We start from the raw sequence: 19507 nt of genomic DNA on the forward strand, positions 1-19507 counted from the left end.
TCTTAGTCCGCAACGAAGATACTACCGTCCGACGTCATCGTAGATCGGCAGGTGACGGTGATAGACTTCCAGCGAGAGCAGATTCATCGTCGTCACGTAAATGCGTCCCGCAAACGGCCCCCACCGATCGGGCACTTGGCCGTTTGGATCCCAGCTTCCAGCGGTCGGCCCTTCTAGCTCTTGCGTTTGCTCAAGCATCACGTGCAACTGGCTGTCCCAAGCCTCCCAGTATTCTCCTCGCATATGAAACATCACTTGCGTGGCGTAATACCAATAGTAGGTATCACGAAGCGGTCGTTGTGGCGTGCCTAGCTGCGGCAAATTCGCTTTCAAGTATTCAGCACTGTCTTGTAATGTTCGACTGTCGCGGCGATTGCCCAGGTATAGCTGAATCAGCGCTCCGACCGCCGTCATCGTCTGACTCGGCAGACGTCCCCGACGCTGGGCATCGTTGTCCGCGGCGTACGGGTTGTAGACGTACACAGCACGGCCTCCCAAACGTGACTCTGCCGCGCGCAGCCAACGACGAATGCCGTCGAATGTCTTCGGATCGACGCGCAGGCCAGCCAATTGTCCGCTCTTCAAAGCTAATGTCATCCACCCTGTGACCGAGGTGTCGGTTCCGTCTCTTGGCTTATAACGCCAACCACCGAGATTCGGGTCTTGAGCTAGTTCGATGAAATCAAGCGATCGTTGAGCGGGCTCACGCAGGTTCTCGTCCTGGGTCATTCCGTACGCTTCGCTGAGTGCCAAGGCCGCAATCGCGTGGCTGTAAAGCCGACAACTAGCATTCGACTTGGAATCCATTTCGATGTACAGGTCACCGTTCGTCTTCTGATTCTTCAGAAGGAATTGGACGCCATCGCGGACCTCTTGTTGGTACTTGTCACTCAGATGATCGTAGCCAGCTCCGAAGAACGCGAGCAGCGCGAGGCCTGTTGCCGCCGTGTCGGAATTAAGTGCATATTCCGAATCGAGTTCTTCCTGGTACAGCGGGAAGTTCTCAGGATGAACGGCTGCAAAGCCACGCAAACTCCAGCGACCGTCGGCTGATTGATGACGGGCCAGGAAGGCCAAGCCTCGTTCGATTGCTTCTTCGGTTTCTCGGCTTGGCCGAATCGCTCCGTCCCCTGCCCCAGCTCCCTTTCGCATTGCTCGGCGGCTGAACGCTTGTGTCGGAACGGCGGCCTTTGTGCTCAGCAGCGGTCCTTGCCGACCAGGAGATCGAACCGGAAGATTCGCTATCTGAGTGCCGATCTGAGGCCCGTCGTCGGTGCGGCGTCTTCCGATGAAGCCAGGCTGTGGTGCGTTGCTGAACGTGGATCCGGCTATGTCCATGGTCCCTGGGCGACCAGCAGTCACAGGGCCTTCGCCGAACGTTCTTCGACGAACTTCTGGAACGCTCCCCATTCCAGAAAACGTTCCGGCAACATCGTTTCCGCCTGGCTGCAAAGCGCCGCCAGTTCCAGCCGAACCGACAGGTTCCGCCGTGATTCCGACCACCGGGCTTCGCCCTGGCGTACGCCCATTGGGAAGGCCTTGCGTCCCTGAGGCGACATCTTGAATTGACGGACCAATACTACCTTGGCGCGCGGTACCTGGCGTCGGTGCGGAGAAGCCGGCACCGAGGTTTGCTCGGGGCGTTCCGAACTCAGTCATTCCCGTTTGCCCATTGCCGAACTGCTCCGTCCCGTTGGATGCCGTTCGGCCAATACTCGTCGCAGGCCCCGAGAATTGCCCGGATGCCAAGTCATCGGCATTGCCAGTCATTTGATTTCCGTTCGCAGGACCGACGTACTCGATCTTAACACTCGGGCCGAGCATGGCCGGGGAACCGGTAGCTGGGCTGCGGCCGATTGATGGATTGCGAAGATCGCTCGTGGCAATGCCCTCGTCGCGAGCTGTCATACCACGCGTCGCCCCGTGCTGCTCGAGCATTTGGGCCGACCGATTGGCTGTCGAAGGTCGCGCCCACAGCTGGCCAGGATTTACTGCGTTTGCCGCAACGCCGTCACCACCAACTTCCTGGCGAGCAACAGTTCCGGCAGCAGGTCGAAGTTGAGCACTGCTGGCTTCCCCGGCGATCGGACGTGGGAGATTATCCGCCACGTTGGTATTGATCGTCGGTAAGTTACTTGCCGCAGCATTCCTGCCAACCTCGCGTGGGGCGGCCGAGGGCGTAATCTGCTGATCAGGGCTTATCTGATTTCGATTTAAAGCCATACTGGCAGCCATTGCCGAGCGAACGGGTGCTTCAACGTTAGAACGTGGCTGATTGGCTGGTTGCTGTGATTGTTGCCGAGCAAGTTCCGCAGCTTGAGCTTGGATTTGAACCTGTTGAGCCGCACGCTCTTGAACGGCAGCGGCTTCCGCCTGAGTTTGTGCCGGTATCATGCTTTGCATCCGCTGACGCTCGATTTCGTTGGCGGCGGCGGCCGAAAGCTCAGGCAATTCTTGTGCAGCCTCGCGTCGTTGCAGCTCGGTCGCTCGCTCCATTGCCTCTTGTACGTTCGCCGCTTGGCGCTGCATCTCTAAGGCTTGGGCGGCCCGCTGAGCTTCGGCTTGAGCCGCGGACAGTTCGGGGAGTTGTTCCTCTTGCCGTTGGACTTTAATTTGCTCAGCTTGCTGGGCCTGACGTTCGATCTCACGCATCTGCTTGGCTAGTTCAGAGGGAAGCTGATCAAGCGTTTCTTGCTTCGGCTGCTGCAAGTCTTGCTGCTTGCGTTCGATCTCTTCGGGCTGGACTTCACGCGGCAATTCTTCTTGGGCGACCTGGTTCGGATTCATCTCCGGCTGTTCGTGTTCGATCTTTTCCTGCTGGAGCGGATCGACCTCGGCTTCTGCCTCACGTGTTTCCACGGGCTGTTCGTATTCTCGCGCGGCATCACGATCTTCGCTGATTTGGGCGGGGCTGTAATCGGGCACGACTACTTGCCGCCGTTTGGGTGTTTTCTCTTCATTGAGATTCAGCGAAGAGTCCGCAACCTCGCCCACTTGAATCGCGACGATCCCTAGAAACATGCTCAGGTGAAGCATCAGGCTGAGCACAATCGAAAGCTGAATTCCGCGGCGAACGCTGCCGAGGTCGAGCAGCGGAATCAGCAGCATGCCAATGATCCAAGCGATCGCCGCGAATGCGACGTAGATTTTGGCGTCGAAGTACCAGACTTCGTGATCCCAATCGAATAGCAGATAGCTGGCCGCTCCGAAGTAGAGCATGAACATAGTGAACGCGACGTACACTGGCCATGCTTTCTCCGGTGGGGAAAAAGATCGCGAGTCGTCGTCAGTTCTCCAGTCCTGGGCCATAGGTTTCTGCTAAGCTCCGCGATGAGGAGCAGTTGCTATTGGGTTGGCTCAATCGAAGCGGTGCTGATCGAGTAATTGCTGAGCTTCGCCTTATTGCAGGCATTCATTACTTGGACGCTGAATTCAAGCTTACTATCTTTGTCCGCACGAATAATGATCGTGCTCTCTGGATTGTCGGCCGCCGTCTGCACAAGCAGCTCGTCAATTTCGTCAATCGTGTACTGTTCTCCGCGAACGAAGAAATTGCCTTGCTCGTCGATGTTGATAAACAACTCGCGTGGCTGCGAGATTAACGGTTTTGCCTCACTGGCAGTCGGCAATACGACATCCAGCTTGTAATCTTCTTCATCGAAGCGAGTCATCACCACAAAGAAAATCAACAGCAGAAACACGATATCAATCAACGGCGTGATATCGAGCATCGACTGGGCGCGACTTTTCTTGAATTTGACTGCCAAAGGTATGTCTACTTGCTAGAAGGCCGATACATCATTGCGATTGCGAAATCAGTGGGACTATTGATAGGGAGACCTGGGCAACGGTTGTGTCTGCGATCCATCAAGGGTATCGCCACCTGTGGGTTCATTGGGTGGCACCATCGTGGTAAACGAGGCAGTCGAGGTGCTTTCGTAGGTCCGATGCCTGGCACGCAACTTCCCTTCGTAGTGCTCGAAACCTGGAATCAAGTCGAACAAAATCTCATCCATTTCATGGAATAGCGAAATGATCCGACTCTCAAAGTACTGAGCAACAATCATCGCGGGAATAGCAATCACTAGTCCACCTAACGTTGTCACTAAAGCGACGAAAATCCCACCAGCTAACTGATCGGCGCGATCCGCCCCGATTTCCAGTTGGGTAGTTTTATAAAACGTCCAAATAATGCCCCACACGGTTCCCATCAGTCCCAACAAAGGGGCAACGCTTCCCATCAAGGAAATCCAGCGCACGTTACCATAGAGTCGATCGGCTTCTCGCTCGGTAGCTTCTGCGACAGCATGTTCCACTTCCGATTGAGGGCGGCCGATGCGAAGAAGCATCGCTTTCACGACGTTTCCAAGTGCCGAGGGATATTGCTTACACAGCTTGTAGGCCTCACGCGGGTCTAGTCCTTTTTCGCTGAGGCGAAGTTGCGAAAGCTCGCGTTGAAGTCGATACGGAGTGATTCGTGATTTACGGAGTGCAAACAGACGCTCGAAGGTGAGCGCTACCACAACGACCGAGATGACTCCAAGTGGAATCATCATTCGTCCACCACGGAGCACGAGGCTTACCAAGGTAAGGGACTCGGTATCGTTGAGCCTCTGTTCGATCAAAGCGGGCGACTCTTCTTCCACTGGTTGGCCGGGTGCAGGCTCTTCCTCCTGGGCCCACACCGGCCCTGCAAACGCCAAGAGAAGAAGCACGACAGCGAATCCAGTTTGCCTTCGCTGGCCGCGATGTTCACCTGATTGGTCAAAATCATTCATTCCGGAGAGTCGCTTTCTAAGCATCATGCATTAGAGTTGGGCCAAGGCTTCCAGCCGTGTTTGGGCCAGTTTCGCTTCCGGCGATTCCGGATAACGCTCGCTCACCAAACCATAAAACTTCTTCGCGTCGGCAATCAGTTCAGCTCGCTTTGCGGCATCGGCACCCCGAATCTGAACTTCGCTACAACGGCCGATTTCATAAGCACACTTGGCTTGCCAAGGTTTCACACTTTCTAGTGATTCCTCGCCACCGAAACCGTACACGACACGCTTAAACTGGGAGGTAGCTTCGTCATACTTCTTTTGCTCGAAGTAGATTTCTCCCAGCATGAAACGAGCTCGGGCCCCTGCTAAACCACGCGACGCTTCCGCAGCTTGATCGAAGTAACGAATCGCCTCTGCTGTATTCCGCTCGTTGTAGGCAGCCCAACCAAGCTCGTAGTAGGTCTCGCCAATCAAAGGTGAATTGGGGACCTGATCGACCAATTGCCCATACCACTTTTTCGCCGCACTCCACATCTTCTGTTGGCTCGCCGCTTGCCCGGCATGCAGCCACAGTAGGGATCGCATTTCGTCGCTGGAGAGACTTTTGGGATTGACCCGGCCGTACGAGTCGAGGGCCGTATCGAACTGTTTGTCCTTGAAAAAGCATTCCCCTTGCATGAAGACCGCATCCGAGGTCAGCACACCATTGGGATACTTGTCGATCTGCTGGCCAAAACCTTGAAGTGCCTCACGCGTCTTGTCTTGTTGGTATTGCGACCAAGCTCGTTTGTAAACTGCCTTCTCGCCGATCTCGGCGGTCTTGGCTTTGCTGGCCGACATGGCATACCACTTTTCTGCTTCCGCAAAGTCTTCCTTGCTGTAGTGCGACTCCCCAACGTGGTACATGGCCTCTGCTGCCAAAGGACTCTCAGGGTGCGATTTGGCCAGCATCTGAAAAGTGGCTGCAGCCGCATCCGGCTTATCTTGCGATCGTTGCGCCCAGGCCAATTCATACAGCACCTTATCATCATTGGCGAAGCCGGGATTCTGCTGATGAATCGTCGTGAAGACCTTCTCGGCCTCGGCAGGGTTCTTGCTATCGACCAGGCTGACCCCTTTGAGATACTCGGCTTCCAGCTTCTGATTCGGGTTACTGCTCTTGGCGATTACCGAATTCAAGTCGTCGATTGCTTCAGGATACTTGCCAGCAGCACGACGTGCCATTGCCCGCCCCGTGTAGGCGTCGGTCACGAGTTCGTGTTGTCCATACTGACCAATTAATTGCGAGAAGGCCCGTTCTGCCTTGGCCGTGTCAGGCTCTCTCAAGTAGGCCCATGCCTGGCCATAAAGTGCGTGCGGTGCAAGCGTTGATTGGGGTGATTTGGCCAGGACCTGCTGGTAAGCGGAAACAGCTTCCGTGAAACGATCAGCAGCGAAGAGAAACTCACCTAAGCGGAAATACACCTGGTCGAGAATCTGACTACGTGGAAACGCAGTAACGATCCCTTGTGCCTCTTGGATGGCCTGAGCATTCTGCCCCCGCTGGTTCAACGTCCTTGCCAGCATCAGCTGTGCTTCGTCCGCTTGCGGCCACGACTTTGAAGCTCGAATCGAAGCTTCCAACGCTTGTTGGGCTTTTTCGTATTCGTTTAACTGAAACGCACTTGCCCCGAGCAGGTAGTTTGCTTGTGCGACCAGGTCCGCGTCTTTTAAACTGGCAAGCATTCCGCCGACCGTCTTTTCCACATCGGCATACTTGCTTTGCAAATATTGCGACAAGGCCAAACGTAATTGCCAGCGGGCTGCCTCGGGCCGATTTCTGCCTTCTCGAAGCAATGTGTTCAGCGATTGCTCCGCTTCAGCGAACTTGTCGGTCTGTAGTTTCGCTTCCGCGCCCACATACATCGCGTCCAACTTCGATTCGTCTTGCGGATACTTCTGAGCGAACTCGTCTGCCAATGAAGATGCTAATGGGAAATCACGCGTTTCGAGCGCGGCAAAAGCGGCGTTGTAAAGAGCTTGTGCTCCCTCCGGCAAGTCGGCATGATCCTTCGCAATTCGTCGATATAGCCCGATTGCTTCTGTCCGACGATTTGGCTGTTCGTAGACGGCGTCGGCTAGATCCATTTTTAGAGAGACAAGAAACTCGCTTCCTTGAGCTTTCGGCAGGACCGATTTGACTAGATTTTCCGCTTCGCCTGGTTTGCCTTGTTGCAGGTATACCCGAGCCAGCCAGTGCCCTGCCTCAACTTCGTATTCTCCTCCGCGGCGACCGGCGGCAGCCAGCCACTTTGCGGCGTCGTCAAGATGACCAGCTCGATAGTAGCAGCGACCAGCCAACATCGTGGCTTCCGGTGCGTAGCTTGACTTAGGAAACTGCGTGGGAATGCGAGCGTACTCATTGCCCGCTTTCAGCAGTTCGTCTTTTTGCAAAGCACAGAAAGCCAAGCGATACCTGGCATGGTCGGCCAGCTCGAAACCTGGCTTGTTGGCAACTTGAGCAAACAGCTTCTCAGCAGCCTCAACCTGATTCTGTTGCAGCAAAGCCTCCGCTTTCCGCATCGAGACTTCCGTAGCTAACGCATTGCTGGAGTGTTTCTCCAGAAACTGGTCGAAGGTCTTTTGTGCGTCGGCGTACTTCTTCAGCTCTTCCTGGGTGACTCCTTTGGCATAGATTGCATCAGGTGCGAGCGGACTTTGCGGATAGTTCTGGGCAAGATAGTCGTACACCCGCAGCGATTCTTCCTGTTGACCGTTCATGTACAACGATTCGGCGAGAAAGTAGTAGGCCTGATCGGCGAACTTCGATTTCGGAAACTCTTTCAGCAGTGCAGAAAAGCGATTGGCGGCTTCTCCATATTTGGCCGCATTTCCACTTTGAGCCCACGCATAGTTAGCGGAGGCCAAGTTAAGCATGGCCTCTTCCCGGAAGTCAGCTTCCGGATACTTTTTGAGAACGGTCTCGAAATTCGTCGTCGCGTCGGCAAATTTCTTGAGTTGTAATTGGCAGACGGCCAAATAGTTCTGTGCTTTGGCGGCTAACGGATCGGATGGAAACTTCTCAATGAATTTCTTCCACTCATCCGCAGCTAAATCGAACTCGCCCGCATTCTGGTAATTGACGACATCTGAAAAAAAGAGAGCCGCCTCTCGAGACGACTCTTGGGCGGCTGCGGTTTGCCCGAAGAGTATCAATACGAGGACCGCCAGCAAACTAATCGAACTCGCTGCTCGTGAAGTTTCCCCTCTCGTTTGCTTGCCTCTTACAAGGAAACCGAGAGGATTGGAATTGAGAGACTGCATCAAGCAAAGTTCCTCGTTCATTGGGTCCGCGAAATCTACTCAAGTGGAATGTGGTCAGCGGCATGCGTCTATCCTATTGTGCCGGAAATACCACGAAGTTTCATTATTCCGCCTTGAGAATCCTTTTCTAGAGCTATTTTTTCGTGGGGGAAAGGACTTTGCCGCAAATTTGTCCGCATTGTCGATCATGATAGAGACGATGACGAACATGCGGAGTCAACATCTAGTAGGATGGCAAACTGTCGCGCGAAAGCCGACAAGTTGGCTACGAAACGTCATCCGCCTACTCACTACGAAGTCACTTCGACGAAGGATCGACCTTCGCGGGTCCTGAGCAAAGCAAAAACTTGCCATGGCAACATCTCTGATTACCGGCGGGGCCGGATTTATCGGTTCGCATCTCTCAGAAGCTCTGCTGAAAACAGGCAACAAAGTCATTGTGGTCGACGATGAATCGACTGGAACCAAGAAAAATATCGAACCGCTCCTGGCAAATCCCAACTTCCGCTTCGTCCAGGGAACGGTTAGCGATCGCGACCTCGTGCGTGACTTGGTAAACGAGGCGGACGAGGTATACCACCTGGCCGCAGCGGTTGGTGTTGCACTCATTAATCAAGAGCCGATCCAAACCATCGAGCGAAACATCTATCCCACGGAACTCTTGCTGGCCGAAGTCCAGCGCCGCAACGCCGAAGGAAACAACGTTCGCCTATTCCTGGCCAGTACCTCTGAGGTGTATGGCAAGAACCCAAAAGAAACATGGACCGAAGAGGATGATCTCGTTTTCGGCTCGACTACCCGCCCAAGGTGGGCGTATGGAGCCTCCAAGGCGATCGACGAATTCCTAGCCCTCGCCTATTGGCATCAGAAGCAAACCCCCATCGTGATCGGGCGTTTCTTCAATGTAGTTGGCCCCCGACAAACGGGTGTCTACGGAATGGTTCTTCCCCGCTTTGTCGATGCTGCCCTGGCCGGCAAGTCCCCCACGGTTCACCACGATGGCAGTCAGATTCGCTGCTTTGCCCACGTGGCCGATGTCGTTGAGGCCGTGATCAAGTTGATGCGAACGGACGCTGCTTTAGGACAGGTCTTTAACATCGGTAGCAATCGCCCTGTAACCATCCTAGAACTCGCCCAGATGGTGATCAGCAAGGCCAACCCAGGCCTAGAGGTTCAGTTTCAAACCTACGAAGAAGCTTACAGCGCTAACTTTGAAGATATCCTCCGCCGAGTCCCTGACTTAACGAAGCTGACGAAATGTATCGATTACAGCCCGAAGTTCACACTGGAAGACATCGTGGACGATGTGATTGCGGATAAGAAGTAAGGGTTACATCTTGATTCAGCGGGCCAGGACAAGGCGCCGCCCCGCCCAGAGCCACCCGCACGAGGGGACCACCCAAGCAAATTGCTTGACGGAAAGCGAGATTGCCGGTGGAATAATGACTTGGGGCACAATATACTTAAGCGTCTGGAAATACTTAGCTTCCAGCCATTCTTACGCCAGCTAGTCGACACGCAACTTATCTAAAATAGATCGCGAGGCTGCCCCATTCGGCCTGCGAGAATAGGGACCTTGGTTCATCGTGCGGGCAGATTGCACGTTAGCCGAAGGAACACCAACAGGACGCACATCGTATGTGGAACATTCGCACACCGCACTTCGCTCGTCGAGCGCGCGGGCTTACGCTCGTCGAAATGTTGATGGCGACCGCGCTGAGCTTGATCATGTTTGCTGCCGTCGCTCAGATCTTTGGCATGATGGGAAACGCGATGCGTGATGCCCGAGCCAAGATCGAATTGTCTGGCAACATTCGTAGCGTCGCCAATCAACTGCAAACCGACCTGAATAATCTGACGGTCGATGTCCTTCCGTGGGTTCAACCAGGCAGTAACCAAGGCTATTTCGAGATCATTGAAGGCCCCGACCGCGATGTCGACTTCGCCGCTTTTGACATCGTCGGTGATGACCCGACGATCCTTACCGATCCGCACAACGGATCGATGGGTGGTGATGCGGACGACATTCTCTGCTTCACAGCCTACAGCAAGGATCAACCGTTTATTGGTTTGATCTATGGCGACTTGGTGGCAAATACGAACCCAGCGTATCCCTATAAGTACTACGTCGATCGTTCAAGTGGTAATTTTACGGTTATCACCTCGCAGTATGCCGAGGTCGTTTATTTCACCAAACTGACACCAGCAGACGATCGTAACTTGGAGCAATGGAACACTGCAGCACTGCGCGATGCGAACGAAACCGTCACGGTCTATCGACGGGCCTTCCTGATTCGGCCCGATATCTACCTGGGAGACGTTGCAGGAACTAGTGGCCCAGCGATGACGCCCCCAGCAACGTACACCATGAGTGAGGCGGAAGCTCGAAACTACTACGACCTCTCCATGTCGAGCACGGCGAGTACTTCTGGTGCGACCAGTTCGCAGTGGCAAACCAATTCGCTCGAGGATTTGCAAAGCCGCGAACGCCGAATCGGTCATGCGATTGTGGGCGGTTCCCCGGCATTTCCTTATCCAATGACGCCTGCGGGCTTATTGTCGTTCGAGCAATTGAACACGACGATTGGCCCCACGAATCTCCGTGATCGAACCGGTGAGGACGTCATCCTGACCAAGACATTGGCATTCGATGTGAAGGTTTTTGATCCAGGTGCTGTCGTTCGCCAAGAGCCAGGTGGCACGATTGCTGGGCAACCCGGTGACTTTTACTATCCGGCTACATCCGATACGAACGTCTATGAGTCATACACGGCAGGTACCTCGATGACTGGGGCTTTCGTCGATTTGAACTGGCTGGCAGGCGGACGCTATTCCTCACCGCCAGGAGCTCCACTGTTTTCAGGTACGCCAAATGCCAAGTCCGGACTGGCAGGACAGCAGGTGGGTTCGTTTACTCAAATGCCTTCGATGCTTCGAATTCCTGGCAACAACGGAAGTGGTTCGCAAGACACTACCCTCACCTATGCCTATTACGATACATGGCCCCTCCTGTATGAGTCCGATGGTGTTGACCAATTCGGTGATGGAAACATCGATCAGGGGACAAACGGATTCGATGACAACAGCAACGGTATCGTCGATGATTTAGCCGAATACGAGACTTCGCCGCCTTACCCGAATCCACTGCGTGGTATCTCGGTCACCGTGCGTGCGATCGAAGAAGGAACCCGTCAGGTTCGGCAAGACACGATCATGGCCGACTTCCTGCCAGATTAGTGCCTGACGACGGGCGAAGACTATCTCCAACATTGAGACGGCGGACACGTTATCAAAGCGTGCCCGCCTTTTTTACTTATGAACGACCACCACTCGATTCGCCTGAACGGGCCTTGGGAAATGATCACCGGTTTGCCGGACGAGCCACAGCGGGTGAAGCTGCCCAAAGGCTGGCCGGAGGTTATCTCCGCGTCGAAAGACGGCCCCGTCCTACTGCAACGATGGTTCCATCGCCCGACCGGTATCGATGATGGATCGCGGGTCGAACTTGTCTTGGTCGACATGCCTTTCTCGGGCAGTGTGTCGGTGAATGACACCAGCCTCGGCCAGTTCGCGGCGAACCAGCCGCATTCGTTGAGCGTCAGCGAGCACCTCACGCAGCGATGCTGCTTAACCCTTTCGGTGGAAAAACTGGCTGAGTTGGAAGACTCTATTCCGATTCCACAGATTTCGCTGGCGATTCATCCGGCGAACTGACTTCTTCCGAATCGTCTGATGAATCGTGCTTTGCCGCAGCCTTAGGAGCTTCAGGGCGAGAATCTATCAAGGCGATAATCGTCTGCCCTGCTTTAGGGACGAAGCTGTCGTCCGCCGTAACAATCCGCAACCGGCTTTCCACCACCACAAAAAGCAGCGTGGCCGACTCGCCATGTGTTTGCTGGAAGTCATGGTAGGTGAATTCTTCCGTGATCGTCGTCTTCTTGAACTGAGCCCCAGCGGTCACACGACGCGCGATCTTGTAGAAGTCGAGTCCATGCCCAAAGATCACTCGCCCGCGTAAATGGTCAGAAACCGATTGTCGCTTGCCTGAACCAGAGTCCCAAGGACTCAGCTGATAAACCTCTTTACGGCCGAAGAGGTGGGTAAATTCCATGCAGGCCAACGAATTGACTTCGTCATTCGGCGTGGCCGCAAGGAGCCGCCCGACACCACCGAGGTTTAGCTCTTCACTGACAAAGTCCGACAAGATACTCGCACATTGGGCCGAAAGCCCCTGCATTCGAGCTGCGGTGATATTACGGAAGTTTGTATCGACCAGCACCACATGGAAGCCCGCGTTCTTAATTACCACGGCCAGTTCCCGAATCCAGCGGTCGGCCCCAGCAATCAGCACTCCCTGAGGCGAAGGACTGGAAAGTCCCAGCCAGCGAGCCGCCGGGGAAGCGGTAAGTCCGTAAAACGTCACCGTTCCAACAATGACCAAGAAGACGACTGGAACGACCAGATTGCCCTCTGGAATGCCGCCAATTTGTGTCAGCCCTAAGGCATCGGAATGATGTGAGAGCTCGAAGGAAAAGATCGAACCGACCGCAGCCGCCACGATACCACGAGGTGCCATGAAGCATAGAAACGTCTTTTCACGCCAATTTAAGCTGCTTCCAATCGTGGAAAGGAAGACCGAAGCGGGTCGAACGATCACAATCAAAACCACTACGAACAGCAAGCCACGCCATCCAACCTGCACCAGATTGTCGACCGGGACACGAGCCGCCAGCACGATGAACAAACACGAGATCAAGAGCACCCGCAGATTCTCTTTAAACTCGAAGATGTGCCGCACCGGAATCTGCTTCTGATTCGCCATCAACAAGCCCAGCACGGTGACCGTCAGTAGGCCTGACTCAGATTGAATGTAATTCGAAATCGCGAACACTGTCAGCAAAACCGCCAGGATGAAAGCGTTGTGCAAGAAGTCAGGCACCCAATAGCTTTTTAGCGAGAAAATCATCATATAGGCGGTTAGCCCGCCTAAGATCACACCGACCAAGACGGTCATCGCGATCGACCAGAGCGGTGTCACCCAAGTGGCACCTTCCCCCGTCTTCATGATGAACTCGAACACAAGAACGGCCAGCACAGCGCCAATGGGATCGATCACAATCCCTTCCCACTTGGCTAACGAGCCGATTTTGCGGGCAGGGCGGATGTGACTTAACAGCGGTCCAACCACCGTCGGTCCGGTCACGACCACGATCGCCCCCACCACGGTCGCGATCGCCGGAGAAAAGCCAACCAAATAATGAGCCGCTAAAGACGCCAGGCCCCACACAATCAGGGCACCAATGGTAACCAGCCCACCCAGAGCTGGCCCGACTTCGCGCAGTTCATTAAAGCGCAGGCTCATGCCCCCTTCAAACAGGATGACGGCTACCGATAGCGAAACAATCGGAAAGAGAACCTTGATCCCAATGATTTCATCGGGTCCTTGTGGCAACAGGCCCGCCAGAAACCCAAAGCCGAGTAGCAGTAGGATCGAAGGTAGATGGAGACGCCAAGCCAGCCATTGGGCAGTTATCCCCAAGGCCAAGATCCCGGCAAAGTAAATCAGGTAGAGGTTCTCTTCCACGACATGCGTCTCCCGACCGCCGGTGCAATAAGGGCACCGACATCCCTACGGACCATTAACCTACCTTACCCTCACTCAAGAGCAAACCCCGCAGATCTTCCCAAACCCTAATGATTTCCTTAGGTTAGAGAGTTACGCCTATTGCCCCGCTAAGGTCCTTCCATTTCTCGCCAGGAACTTCGTCAAATGCCGTTTAATCCCTGCCAACCTAACTGGAAGTCACTCGTTGTGGCTTTTTCCCTGGTCGTTTTCTCGGCCGCGTCGCTGGCGAGTGCTGCTTATGGGCAGGAAACTCCCGGACTTTCCTCCGAGGAAATCGAAGATGGTTGGATCTCGCTGTTCGACGGCAAGTCGCTGTTCGGCTGGCGAGCAATGACCAAAACCGACTGGAAAGTCGTTGATGGTACGATCGAAGTCACCTCCGGTGAGATAGGTTTGCTCTCCACGACGACCCAGTTCGCCGACTACTTGTTTCGCGTTGATTTCCAAGCAGAAGAAAACACCAACAGTGGCATCTTCCTCCGTACTTCCCCCAACCCCAAGAGCCCAACGTACGACTGCTACGAACTGAACATCGCACCTCCCTCAAACGCCTTTCCGACCGGTAGCTTGGTCGGACGCGAAAAGGCAACGCCTGATTGCAAGCCGGGCGAGTGGCATACGTTTGAAGTCCGCTGCCAAGGCCCCGTGATGGAAGTCAAGCTTGACGGCGAGGTGGTCTCGACCCTCGACGACAAGGACTACCTGGGAAAAGGATTTATTGGCTTGCAGCACAACGGAGGCAAGGTCCAATTCAAAAACATTTGCCTGAAACCACTCGGCCTCAAATCAATCTTCAACGGCAAGGATCTTTCCGGCTGGAAGACTTACCCTGAAATGGACACGCAATTCACGGTGACAGAAGAGGGTGCGATCCATGCGAAGAACGGTCCTGGCCAACTCGAAACGGAACAAGCCTACGCCGACTTTGTCCTACAAATGGAAGCGAAAACCAACGCTGAGAACCTAAACTCTGGACTTTTCTTCCGCTGCATCCCTGGCGATAAGATGATGGGTTACGAAAGCCAGATCCACAACGGCATTGAAGCAGAAGACCCAACCAAGCCACTTGATTCCGGCACCGGCGCGATCTTCCGCCGGACAACCGCCCGACGTGTGGTCAGCAAAGACAACGAGTGGCTGATTAAGACCTTGATCGTCGAGGGTGCCCATATCTCGGTTTGGGTGAACGGCTACCAGGTCACCGATTGGACCGACCAACGAAAGCAAGATGAAAACCCGCGACGTGGTTTACGCCTGGAAGCTGGGACCATCATGCTGCAAGGGCACGATCCCACTACGGACGTTTCATTTCGCGGGTTTGAGATTCAGGAGCTGCCAGGGCGTTGGCCCGTTCAGCGAACTCCGTAACGGAGATCGCTTAGGTGATGCTAACCAATTTCCGCAGCTCTTTCGGAAGAGGAAAATGGACTTCCTCTTCCCGGATCGAGCGAGCTTCGATGGTAGCATCGAAACGTTCGACCAGGTAATCGAGACATTCTTGCACGACATCCTCTGGAGCACTCGCTCCGGCGGTGACGAGCACTGCTTCGACTCCGTCGAACCACTCCGCCTGGATATCTTTCGCTCCGTCAACCAAGTAGCCAGGAGTTCCAGACTCTTTAGCCAGTTCCTTCAAGCGTTGGCTGTTAGAACTATTTTGGCTACCGAGAACCAACACCAGTTGTACCTCGTTGCCGAGAATGCGAACCGCTTCCTGGCGATTTTGAGTTGCGTAACAGATGTCGGCTTTCGGGGGACCTTTGATCTCCGGAAAGCGACCTTTCAGTCGATTGATGATCCGCGTGGCATCATCCACCGAAAGGGTGGTTTGTGTGAGGTAAGCCAACTTATCGGGCTCGGCGATTTCAAGTTTGTCGACGTCCTCTTCCGTCTCGACGAGGACGATCGCTTCAGGAGCCTCACCCATCGTGCCGATCACTTCGTCATGACCTTCATGACCGATCAGACAGATTGTGTAGCCCAGTTTCGCGAACTTGATCGCTTCTAGGTGGACTTTTGTTACCAGCGGGCAAGTCGCGTCGATAGCCGTTAGATCGCGAGCTTTCGCCGCCTGACGGATTTCTGGTGACACGCCATGAGCGCTGAAAAGGAGCATCGACTTGGGAGGAACCTCCTGCAAATCGTCCACAAACACCGCTCCCTTCTTTTTGAAGGTCTCGACGACATATTTATTGTGGACAATCTCGTGATAGACGTAGACCGGGGCCCCGAACGACTTTAAGGTCAGATCCAGGCACTCGATCGCCATGTTAACACCGGCGCAGAACCCGCGCGGGCTTGCTAGAATCACTTTCATTGGGTTGGAAACCTCCCTCTATGCTCTGTATCTTACCGCAACGCCTGAGCAGGGCATAGAGCAGCGTTCGCTCCCCTTAACATGAAGTTCACCAGGTAATCGGACTTTCCCTCGGCCCGAAATTCCGCACAATTTCCAGTTTACAATTTCCTTTGCCGTCGTAACCGTAAACCAACCTTTTCGGATAACGCGTTGACACCTTTCCAATATCAACTGGCAAACTACGGCCCGAAAGCCAGTTGGCAAACTCCGAGCACGAGCGACGCGTACGCGTATTGCCAAGATTTGACGGCAGCGACCTACGAGAACTTTTCGGTCATCAGTTGGTTTCTGCCAACCGAACTTCACCCCCATTTTGCCGCCATCTATTCTTATTGCCGCTGGGCAGACAATTTAGCGGATGAAGCGTCGAGCGATGCGGAAGGGCTCACATTGCTAGCGTGGTGGGAAGAACAGCTCGAATCATGCTTCCAGCAAGATGCACATCACCCGGTGTTCGTCGCTCTGAAACGAACCATCCACGAATTCAAAATTCCCATCACGCCGCTACGTAATCTGCTGATTGCTTTTCGTCAGGATCAAACGAAGAAACGCTATGCAAATTATCGCGAACTCCTGGCTTATTGCCGAAACTCGGCCGACCCGGTGGGACGGCTAGTTCTGTACCTGGGACGCTGCTACTCGCCCGATGCGGTGGTTTACTCCGATCGTGTTTCGACCGGGTTGCAACTGGCAAATTTCTGGCAAGACGTCCGACGTGATTACAACATGGGGCGCGTCTACATTCCAGCAGAAGATTTCCAACAGTTTGGACTCTCGGTCGACGACATGCCGAAGTGTGCTCAGGAAGAAGCCTTTCGTGAATTGATCAAGTATGAAGTTCGCCGAGCGCAGCAGCTGCTTGAAGCAGGCGAACCGGTCGTCGATTACTTCCCCTCCAAATTGAAGGTCGATGTGGCGTTGTTTGTGCGGGGCGGACAAACCATTTTGCAGCAGATCCGTCACCAAAACTACGATACCTGGCAGCGACGCCCGAAGGTCAGTAAACGCGTCAAGATGGGCCTCTTAATGAAGGCGTGGTGGGAAATCCACGTGCGAGGAAAGAAGTTTGGCTTGGATTATCACGAGGTCGTTGCATGACCGATCGCCTCACTGAGAGCTATGCCGAGTGTCGCCGACTCTCACGCCAATCAGGATCAAACTTCCTCTTGTCATTCTGGTTTCTTCCGCCGGAGAAGCGTCAAGCAATGTTCGCTTTGTATGCCTTCTTTCGTCACACCGACGACCTGGCCGACGCTGAGGGGACCGATCAGGCCACCGATTTGCAGCAGTGGCGAGAGAAGTTTCACGCCGCCCTCGCCGACGACTATCGCGACGTCCGCTTGCCTGCTTTGGTCGACACGATTCGCCGATACCAGATTCCTGAGCAATACTTTTTAGAGTCTATCGCCGGTGTCGAAAGCGATTTGACTCGCACACGCTTCGCCGAATTCGCCCAGCTCGAGCATTACTGCTACCAAGTTGCCTCAGCGATTGGGTTGAGCTGCCTGCCCGTGTGGGGTATTCGCCCTGACTTCGATCGTGATTCAGCAATTGCCGCTGGGGTTGCTTTCCAATTAACAAATATTCTTCGCGACATACACGAAGATGGCCAACGGGGACGAATCTATCTACCGCAGGAAGACTTGGCGAGATTCAACGTTGCTGAAGCGTCGTTGCTCGTGGGCGAAGCGAGCGAAGGCTTTGAAGCATTGATTTATTACGAAATCGAGCGTGTTCAGCGACTCTTCGATCGAGCTCAAGCACTGCGTGACGATCTCTACTCGGATGGACGGCGAATTTACGATGCAATGACGCAGACGTACTACGACTTGCTGCAGCAAATCTCGCGCGATCCGCAAGCCGTGCTGCAGCGTAGGATTCAGGTCGGTTCGTGGCGTAAGGTAAAATTATTGGCCTCGTTAGCACTCTCTCAGATTCCGTTTCGCTCGCGGAGCCCAATCGCCATGGAGGCCGCCAGTGAACGCCCATGAGATGCGCGGGCAACGTGTCGCCATCGTTGGTGGCGGCCTGGCAGGGCTTGCCGCTGCCGAGGCGCTCTCGCGATTTCCATTCGAAGTGCATGTTTTCGAGGCGAAACGTTCCCTAGGAGGTCGCGCAGGAGCGTTTCGTGAACCAGACCGTCCTTCCTTGATCGATCGCTGCCAGCACGTGGCGATGGGATGCTGCACGAACTTTCTTGGCCTTTGCCGCCGGCTCGATTTAAAGAGTTCCTTCCGTCGCGATACGAAACTCCACTTTATCGACGGCGAAGGGAAAATCCATCCTTTCGCGTCCAGTTCCTGGCTGCCAGCTCCGCTGCACTTGGCCGGGGCATTTCAGCGACAACATTACCTTTCCAAAGAAGATCATCAACGCATTCGCAACGCTCTCTGGGAAATGGCCCCGCCGGCCGCCGCTCAGAAATACGCTGGCTGGAAGATGCGGGACTGGCTGCTCGATAAGCAACAGTCGGAAACGGCGATTTCTCGTTTCTGGGAGATCGTACTCGTCAGTGCGCTGGGAGCTCCGCTGAGCGAGGTTTCGTTCACGGCAGCCCGCAAGGTGTTCGTCGATGGCTTTTTGCGTAATCGCCAGGCCCACCAGGTTTACGTTCCGACGAGCCCACTACAAGATATCTTCGACGTACAAGCCGCCCAGCGACTAGGCGAAAAAGGAGTTCACTTCCACCGCCAGTCGCCTGTCCGGCAAGTCGCTTATTTCAACTCGCGATTTAATGTCCGTTATGGGCATGGCGAGGAAGGCACCTTCGAGAACTTCATCGCGGCGATTCCATGGCATCAATCCCCCAAGATATTCTCACCAATCTTGAAGAACTTGATGCCGAAGCTCAACAACGTGGACGAGATCATGTCGTCCCCGATCTCAAGCGTGCACCTGTGGCTCGATCGTCCGCTGACCAAGTTGCCTCATGCCGTGCTGTTAGATCGAACGAGTCAGTGGGTTTTCAATCACGGTTCACGGCAACTGCGTGACACAACGTGCTATTACTACCAGGTCGTTATCAGTGCCTCGCAAGCATTAGCCGGCATGAAGCACGAGGACTTGGCTCGCCAGGTTCTTGCCGAACTCGTGAATGCGTTCGGTGCTGAACATGCCCCCTACATGCTCGACCAACAAGTAGTTACCGAGAAGCAAGCCGTCTTTGCAGCGACTCCTGAAATCGAAAGCTTGCGTCCTAACCAAGGGACGATTCTTCCTGGCTTGGCCTTGGCCGGCGATTGGACCAAGACAGGTTGGCCGTCGACCATGGAAGGAGCTGTCCGCAGTGGATACCTCGCCGCTGAAGCGATTTTAAGAAAGTACGGGCATCACGAACCCGTGGGAGACCCCGACTTACCAGTGGCATGGATCTCGCAACTCTTGTGGGGCCTCGGAAAAGAAGATACTCCTTAGCAGTTACGTGCACGAGATTCCTGCGGTTTTCTATTCCTGCGT

At 54.5% G+C, this 19507-nt stretch carries 13 protein-coding genes; 7 read left to right on the forward strand and 6 right to left on the reverse strand.

Translation table 11 applies throughout. The features are described from left to right. Positions 1-21: 21 nt before the first annotated feature. The 4 genes from C5Y83_RS08880 to C5Y83_RS08895 form a co-directional block, all read right to left on the reverse strand. Positions 22-3243 carry a hypothetical protein gene (locus C5Y83_RS08880; RefSeq protein ID WP_146117717.1) on the reverse strand — a complete coding sequence of 1074 codons (3222 nt, stop codon included), beginning with the start codon at positions 3241-3243 and terminating at the stop codon, positions 22-24. 101 nt (positions 3244-3344) lie between these two features. Further along, positions 3345-3767, reverse strand: coding sequence for an ExbD/TolR family protein (locus C5Y83_RS08885; RefSeq protein WP_105329322.1), 423 nt, complete (start codon positions 3765-3767; stop codon positions 3345-3347). A 57-nt stretch (positions 3768-3824) separates the two neighbouring features. Then, complete coding sequence (locus C5Y83_RS08890; RefSeq protein ID WP_158262297.1) at positions 3825-4778, reverse strand: MotA/TolQ/ExbB proton channel family protein; 954 nt, start codon at positions 4776-4778, stop codon at positions 3825-3827. Between the two features lie 30 nt (positions 4779-4808). Further along, positions 4809-8066, reverse strand: a complete 3258-nt coding sequence (locus C5Y83_RS08895) for a tetratricopeptide repeat protein (RefSeq protein ID WP_158262298.1) — start codon at positions 8064-8066, stop codon at positions 4809-4811. Between the two features lie 352 nt (positions 8067-8418). Between C5Y83_RS08895 and C5Y83_RS08900 the strand changes: the two genes are divergently transcribed. The 3 genes from C5Y83_RS08900 to C5Y83_RS08910 all read left to right on the forward strand — a co-directional run bounded on the left by C5Y83_RS08900 (position 8419) and on the right by C5Y83_RS08910 (position 11780). Beyond that, entirely contained in the window at positions 8419-9393 is a 975-nt protein-coding gene (locus tag C5Y83_RS08900; RefSeq protein WP_105329325.1) for an NAD-dependent epimerase/dehydratase family protein, read from the forward strand. A 311-nt stretch (positions 9394-9704) separates the two neighbouring features. After that, complete coding sequence (locus tag C5Y83_RS08905; RefSeq protein ID WP_105329326.1) at positions 9705-11303, forward strand: type II secretion system protein J; 1599 nt, start codon at positions 9705-9707, stop codon at positions 11301-11303. 78 nt (positions 11304-11381) lie between these two features. Next, positions 11382-11780, forward strand: a complete 399-nt coding sequence (locus C5Y83_RS08910) for a hypothetical protein (protein ID WP_105329327.1) — start codon at positions 11382-11384, stop codon at positions 11778-11780. On the opposite strand, the gene C5Y83_RS08915 is transcribed toward C5Y83_RS08910, so the two are convergent. Continuing rightward, complete coding sequence (locus tag C5Y83_RS08915; RefSeq protein ID WP_105329328.1) at positions 11734-13650, reverse strand: cation:proton antiporter; 1917 nt, start codon at positions 13648-13650, stop codon at positions 11734-11736. The two genes, C5Y83_RS08910 and C5Y83_RS08915, sit on opposite strands and share 47 nt — an antisense overlap. A gap of 186 nt (positions 13651-13836) precedes the next feature. On the opposite strand from C5Y83_RS08915, the gene C5Y83_RS08920 reads away from it, so the two are divergent. Continuing rightward, a complete protein-coding gene (locus tag C5Y83_RS08920) occupies positions 13837-15060 on the forward strand; it encodes a DUF1080 domain-containing protein (protein ID WP_105329329.1) in 1224 nt (407 codons plus the stop codon). 10 nt (positions 15061-15070) lie between these two features. Here the strand turns inward: C5Y83_RS08920 and ispH are convergent, their stop codons facing one another. Beyond that, positions 15071-16009, reverse strand: a complete 939-nt coding sequence (ispH, locus tag C5Y83_RS08925) for a 4-hydroxy-3-methylbut-2-enyl diphosphate reductase (RefSeq protein ID WP_105329330.1) — start codon at positions 16007-16009, stop codon at positions 15071-15073. Between the two features lie 192 nt (positions 16010-16201). Here ispH and hpnC point away from each other — a divergent pair, with 192 nt between their 5' ends. The 3 genes from hpnC to hpnE are packed head-to-tail and all read left to right on the forward strand — an operon-like array spanning position 16202 to position 19465. Beyond that, a complete protein-coding gene (hpnC, locus tag C5Y83_RS08930) occupies positions 16202-17149 on the forward strand; it encodes a squalene synthase HpnC (RefSeq protein ID WP_105329331.1) in 948 nt (315 codons plus the stop codon). After that, complete coding sequence (locus C5Y83_RS08935; protein WP_105329332.1) at positions 17146-18042, forward strand: phytoene/squalene synthase family protein; 897 nt, start codon at positions 17146-17148, stop codon at positions 18040-18042. Before hpnC ends, C5Y83_RS08935 begins: the two co-directional genes overlap by 4 nt. Then, on the forward strand, positions 18029-19465 hold the full coding sequence (gene hpnE / locus C5Y83_RS08940; protein ID WP_146117718.1) for a hydroxysqualene dehydroxylase HpnE: 1437 nt from the start codon (positions 18029-18031) through the stop codon (positions 19463-19465). The genes C5Y83_RS08935 and hpnE overlap by 14 nt, the downstream gene beginning before the upstream one ends. Positions 19466-19507: the final 42 nt, after the last annotated feature.

The organism is Blastopirellula marina (assembly GCF_002967765.1).
Taxonomy (GTDB): Bacteria; Planctomycetota; Planctomycetia; order Pirellulales; family Pirellulaceae; genus Bremerella; species Bremerella marina_A.

What these genes read in the sequence shown, in the direction of transcription:
- C5Y83_RS08890 (WP_158262297.1), bottom strand. Translation starts at nt 4,778, where the DNA reads ATGAATGATTTTGACCAATCAGGTGAACATCGCGGCCAGCGAAGGCAA.
- C5Y83_RS08895 (WP_158262298.1), bottom strand. Translation starts at nt 8,066, where the DNA reads ATGCAGTCTCTCAATTCCAATCCTCTCGGTTTCCTTGTAAGAGGCAAG.
- C5Y83_RS08900 (WP_105329325.1), top strand. Translation starts at nt 8,419, where the DNA reads ATGGCAACATCTCTGATTACCGGCGGGGCCGGATTTATCGGTTCGCAT.
- C5Y83_RS08905 (WP_105329326.1), top strand. Translation starts at nt 9,705, where the DNA reads ATGTGGAACATTCGCACACCGCACTTCGCTCGTCGAGCGCGCGGGCTT.
- C5Y83_RS08910 (WP_105329327.1), top strand. Translation starts at nt 11,382, where the DNA reads ATGAACGACCACCACTCGATTCGCCTGAACGGGCCTTGGGAAATGATC.
- C5Y83_RS08920 (WP_105329329.1), top strand. Translation starts at nt 13,837, where the DNA reads ATGCCGTTTAATCCCTGCCAACCTAACTGGAAGTCACTCGTTGTGGCT.
- ispH (WP_105329330.1), bottom strand. Translation starts at nt 16,009, where the DNA reads ATGAAAGTGATTCTAGCAAGCCCGCGCGGGTTCTGCGCCGGTGTTAAC.
- C5Y83_RS08935 (WP_105329332.1), top strand. Translation starts at nt 17,146, where the DNA reads ATGACCGATCGCCTCACTGAGAGCTATGCCGAGTGTCGCCGACTCTCA.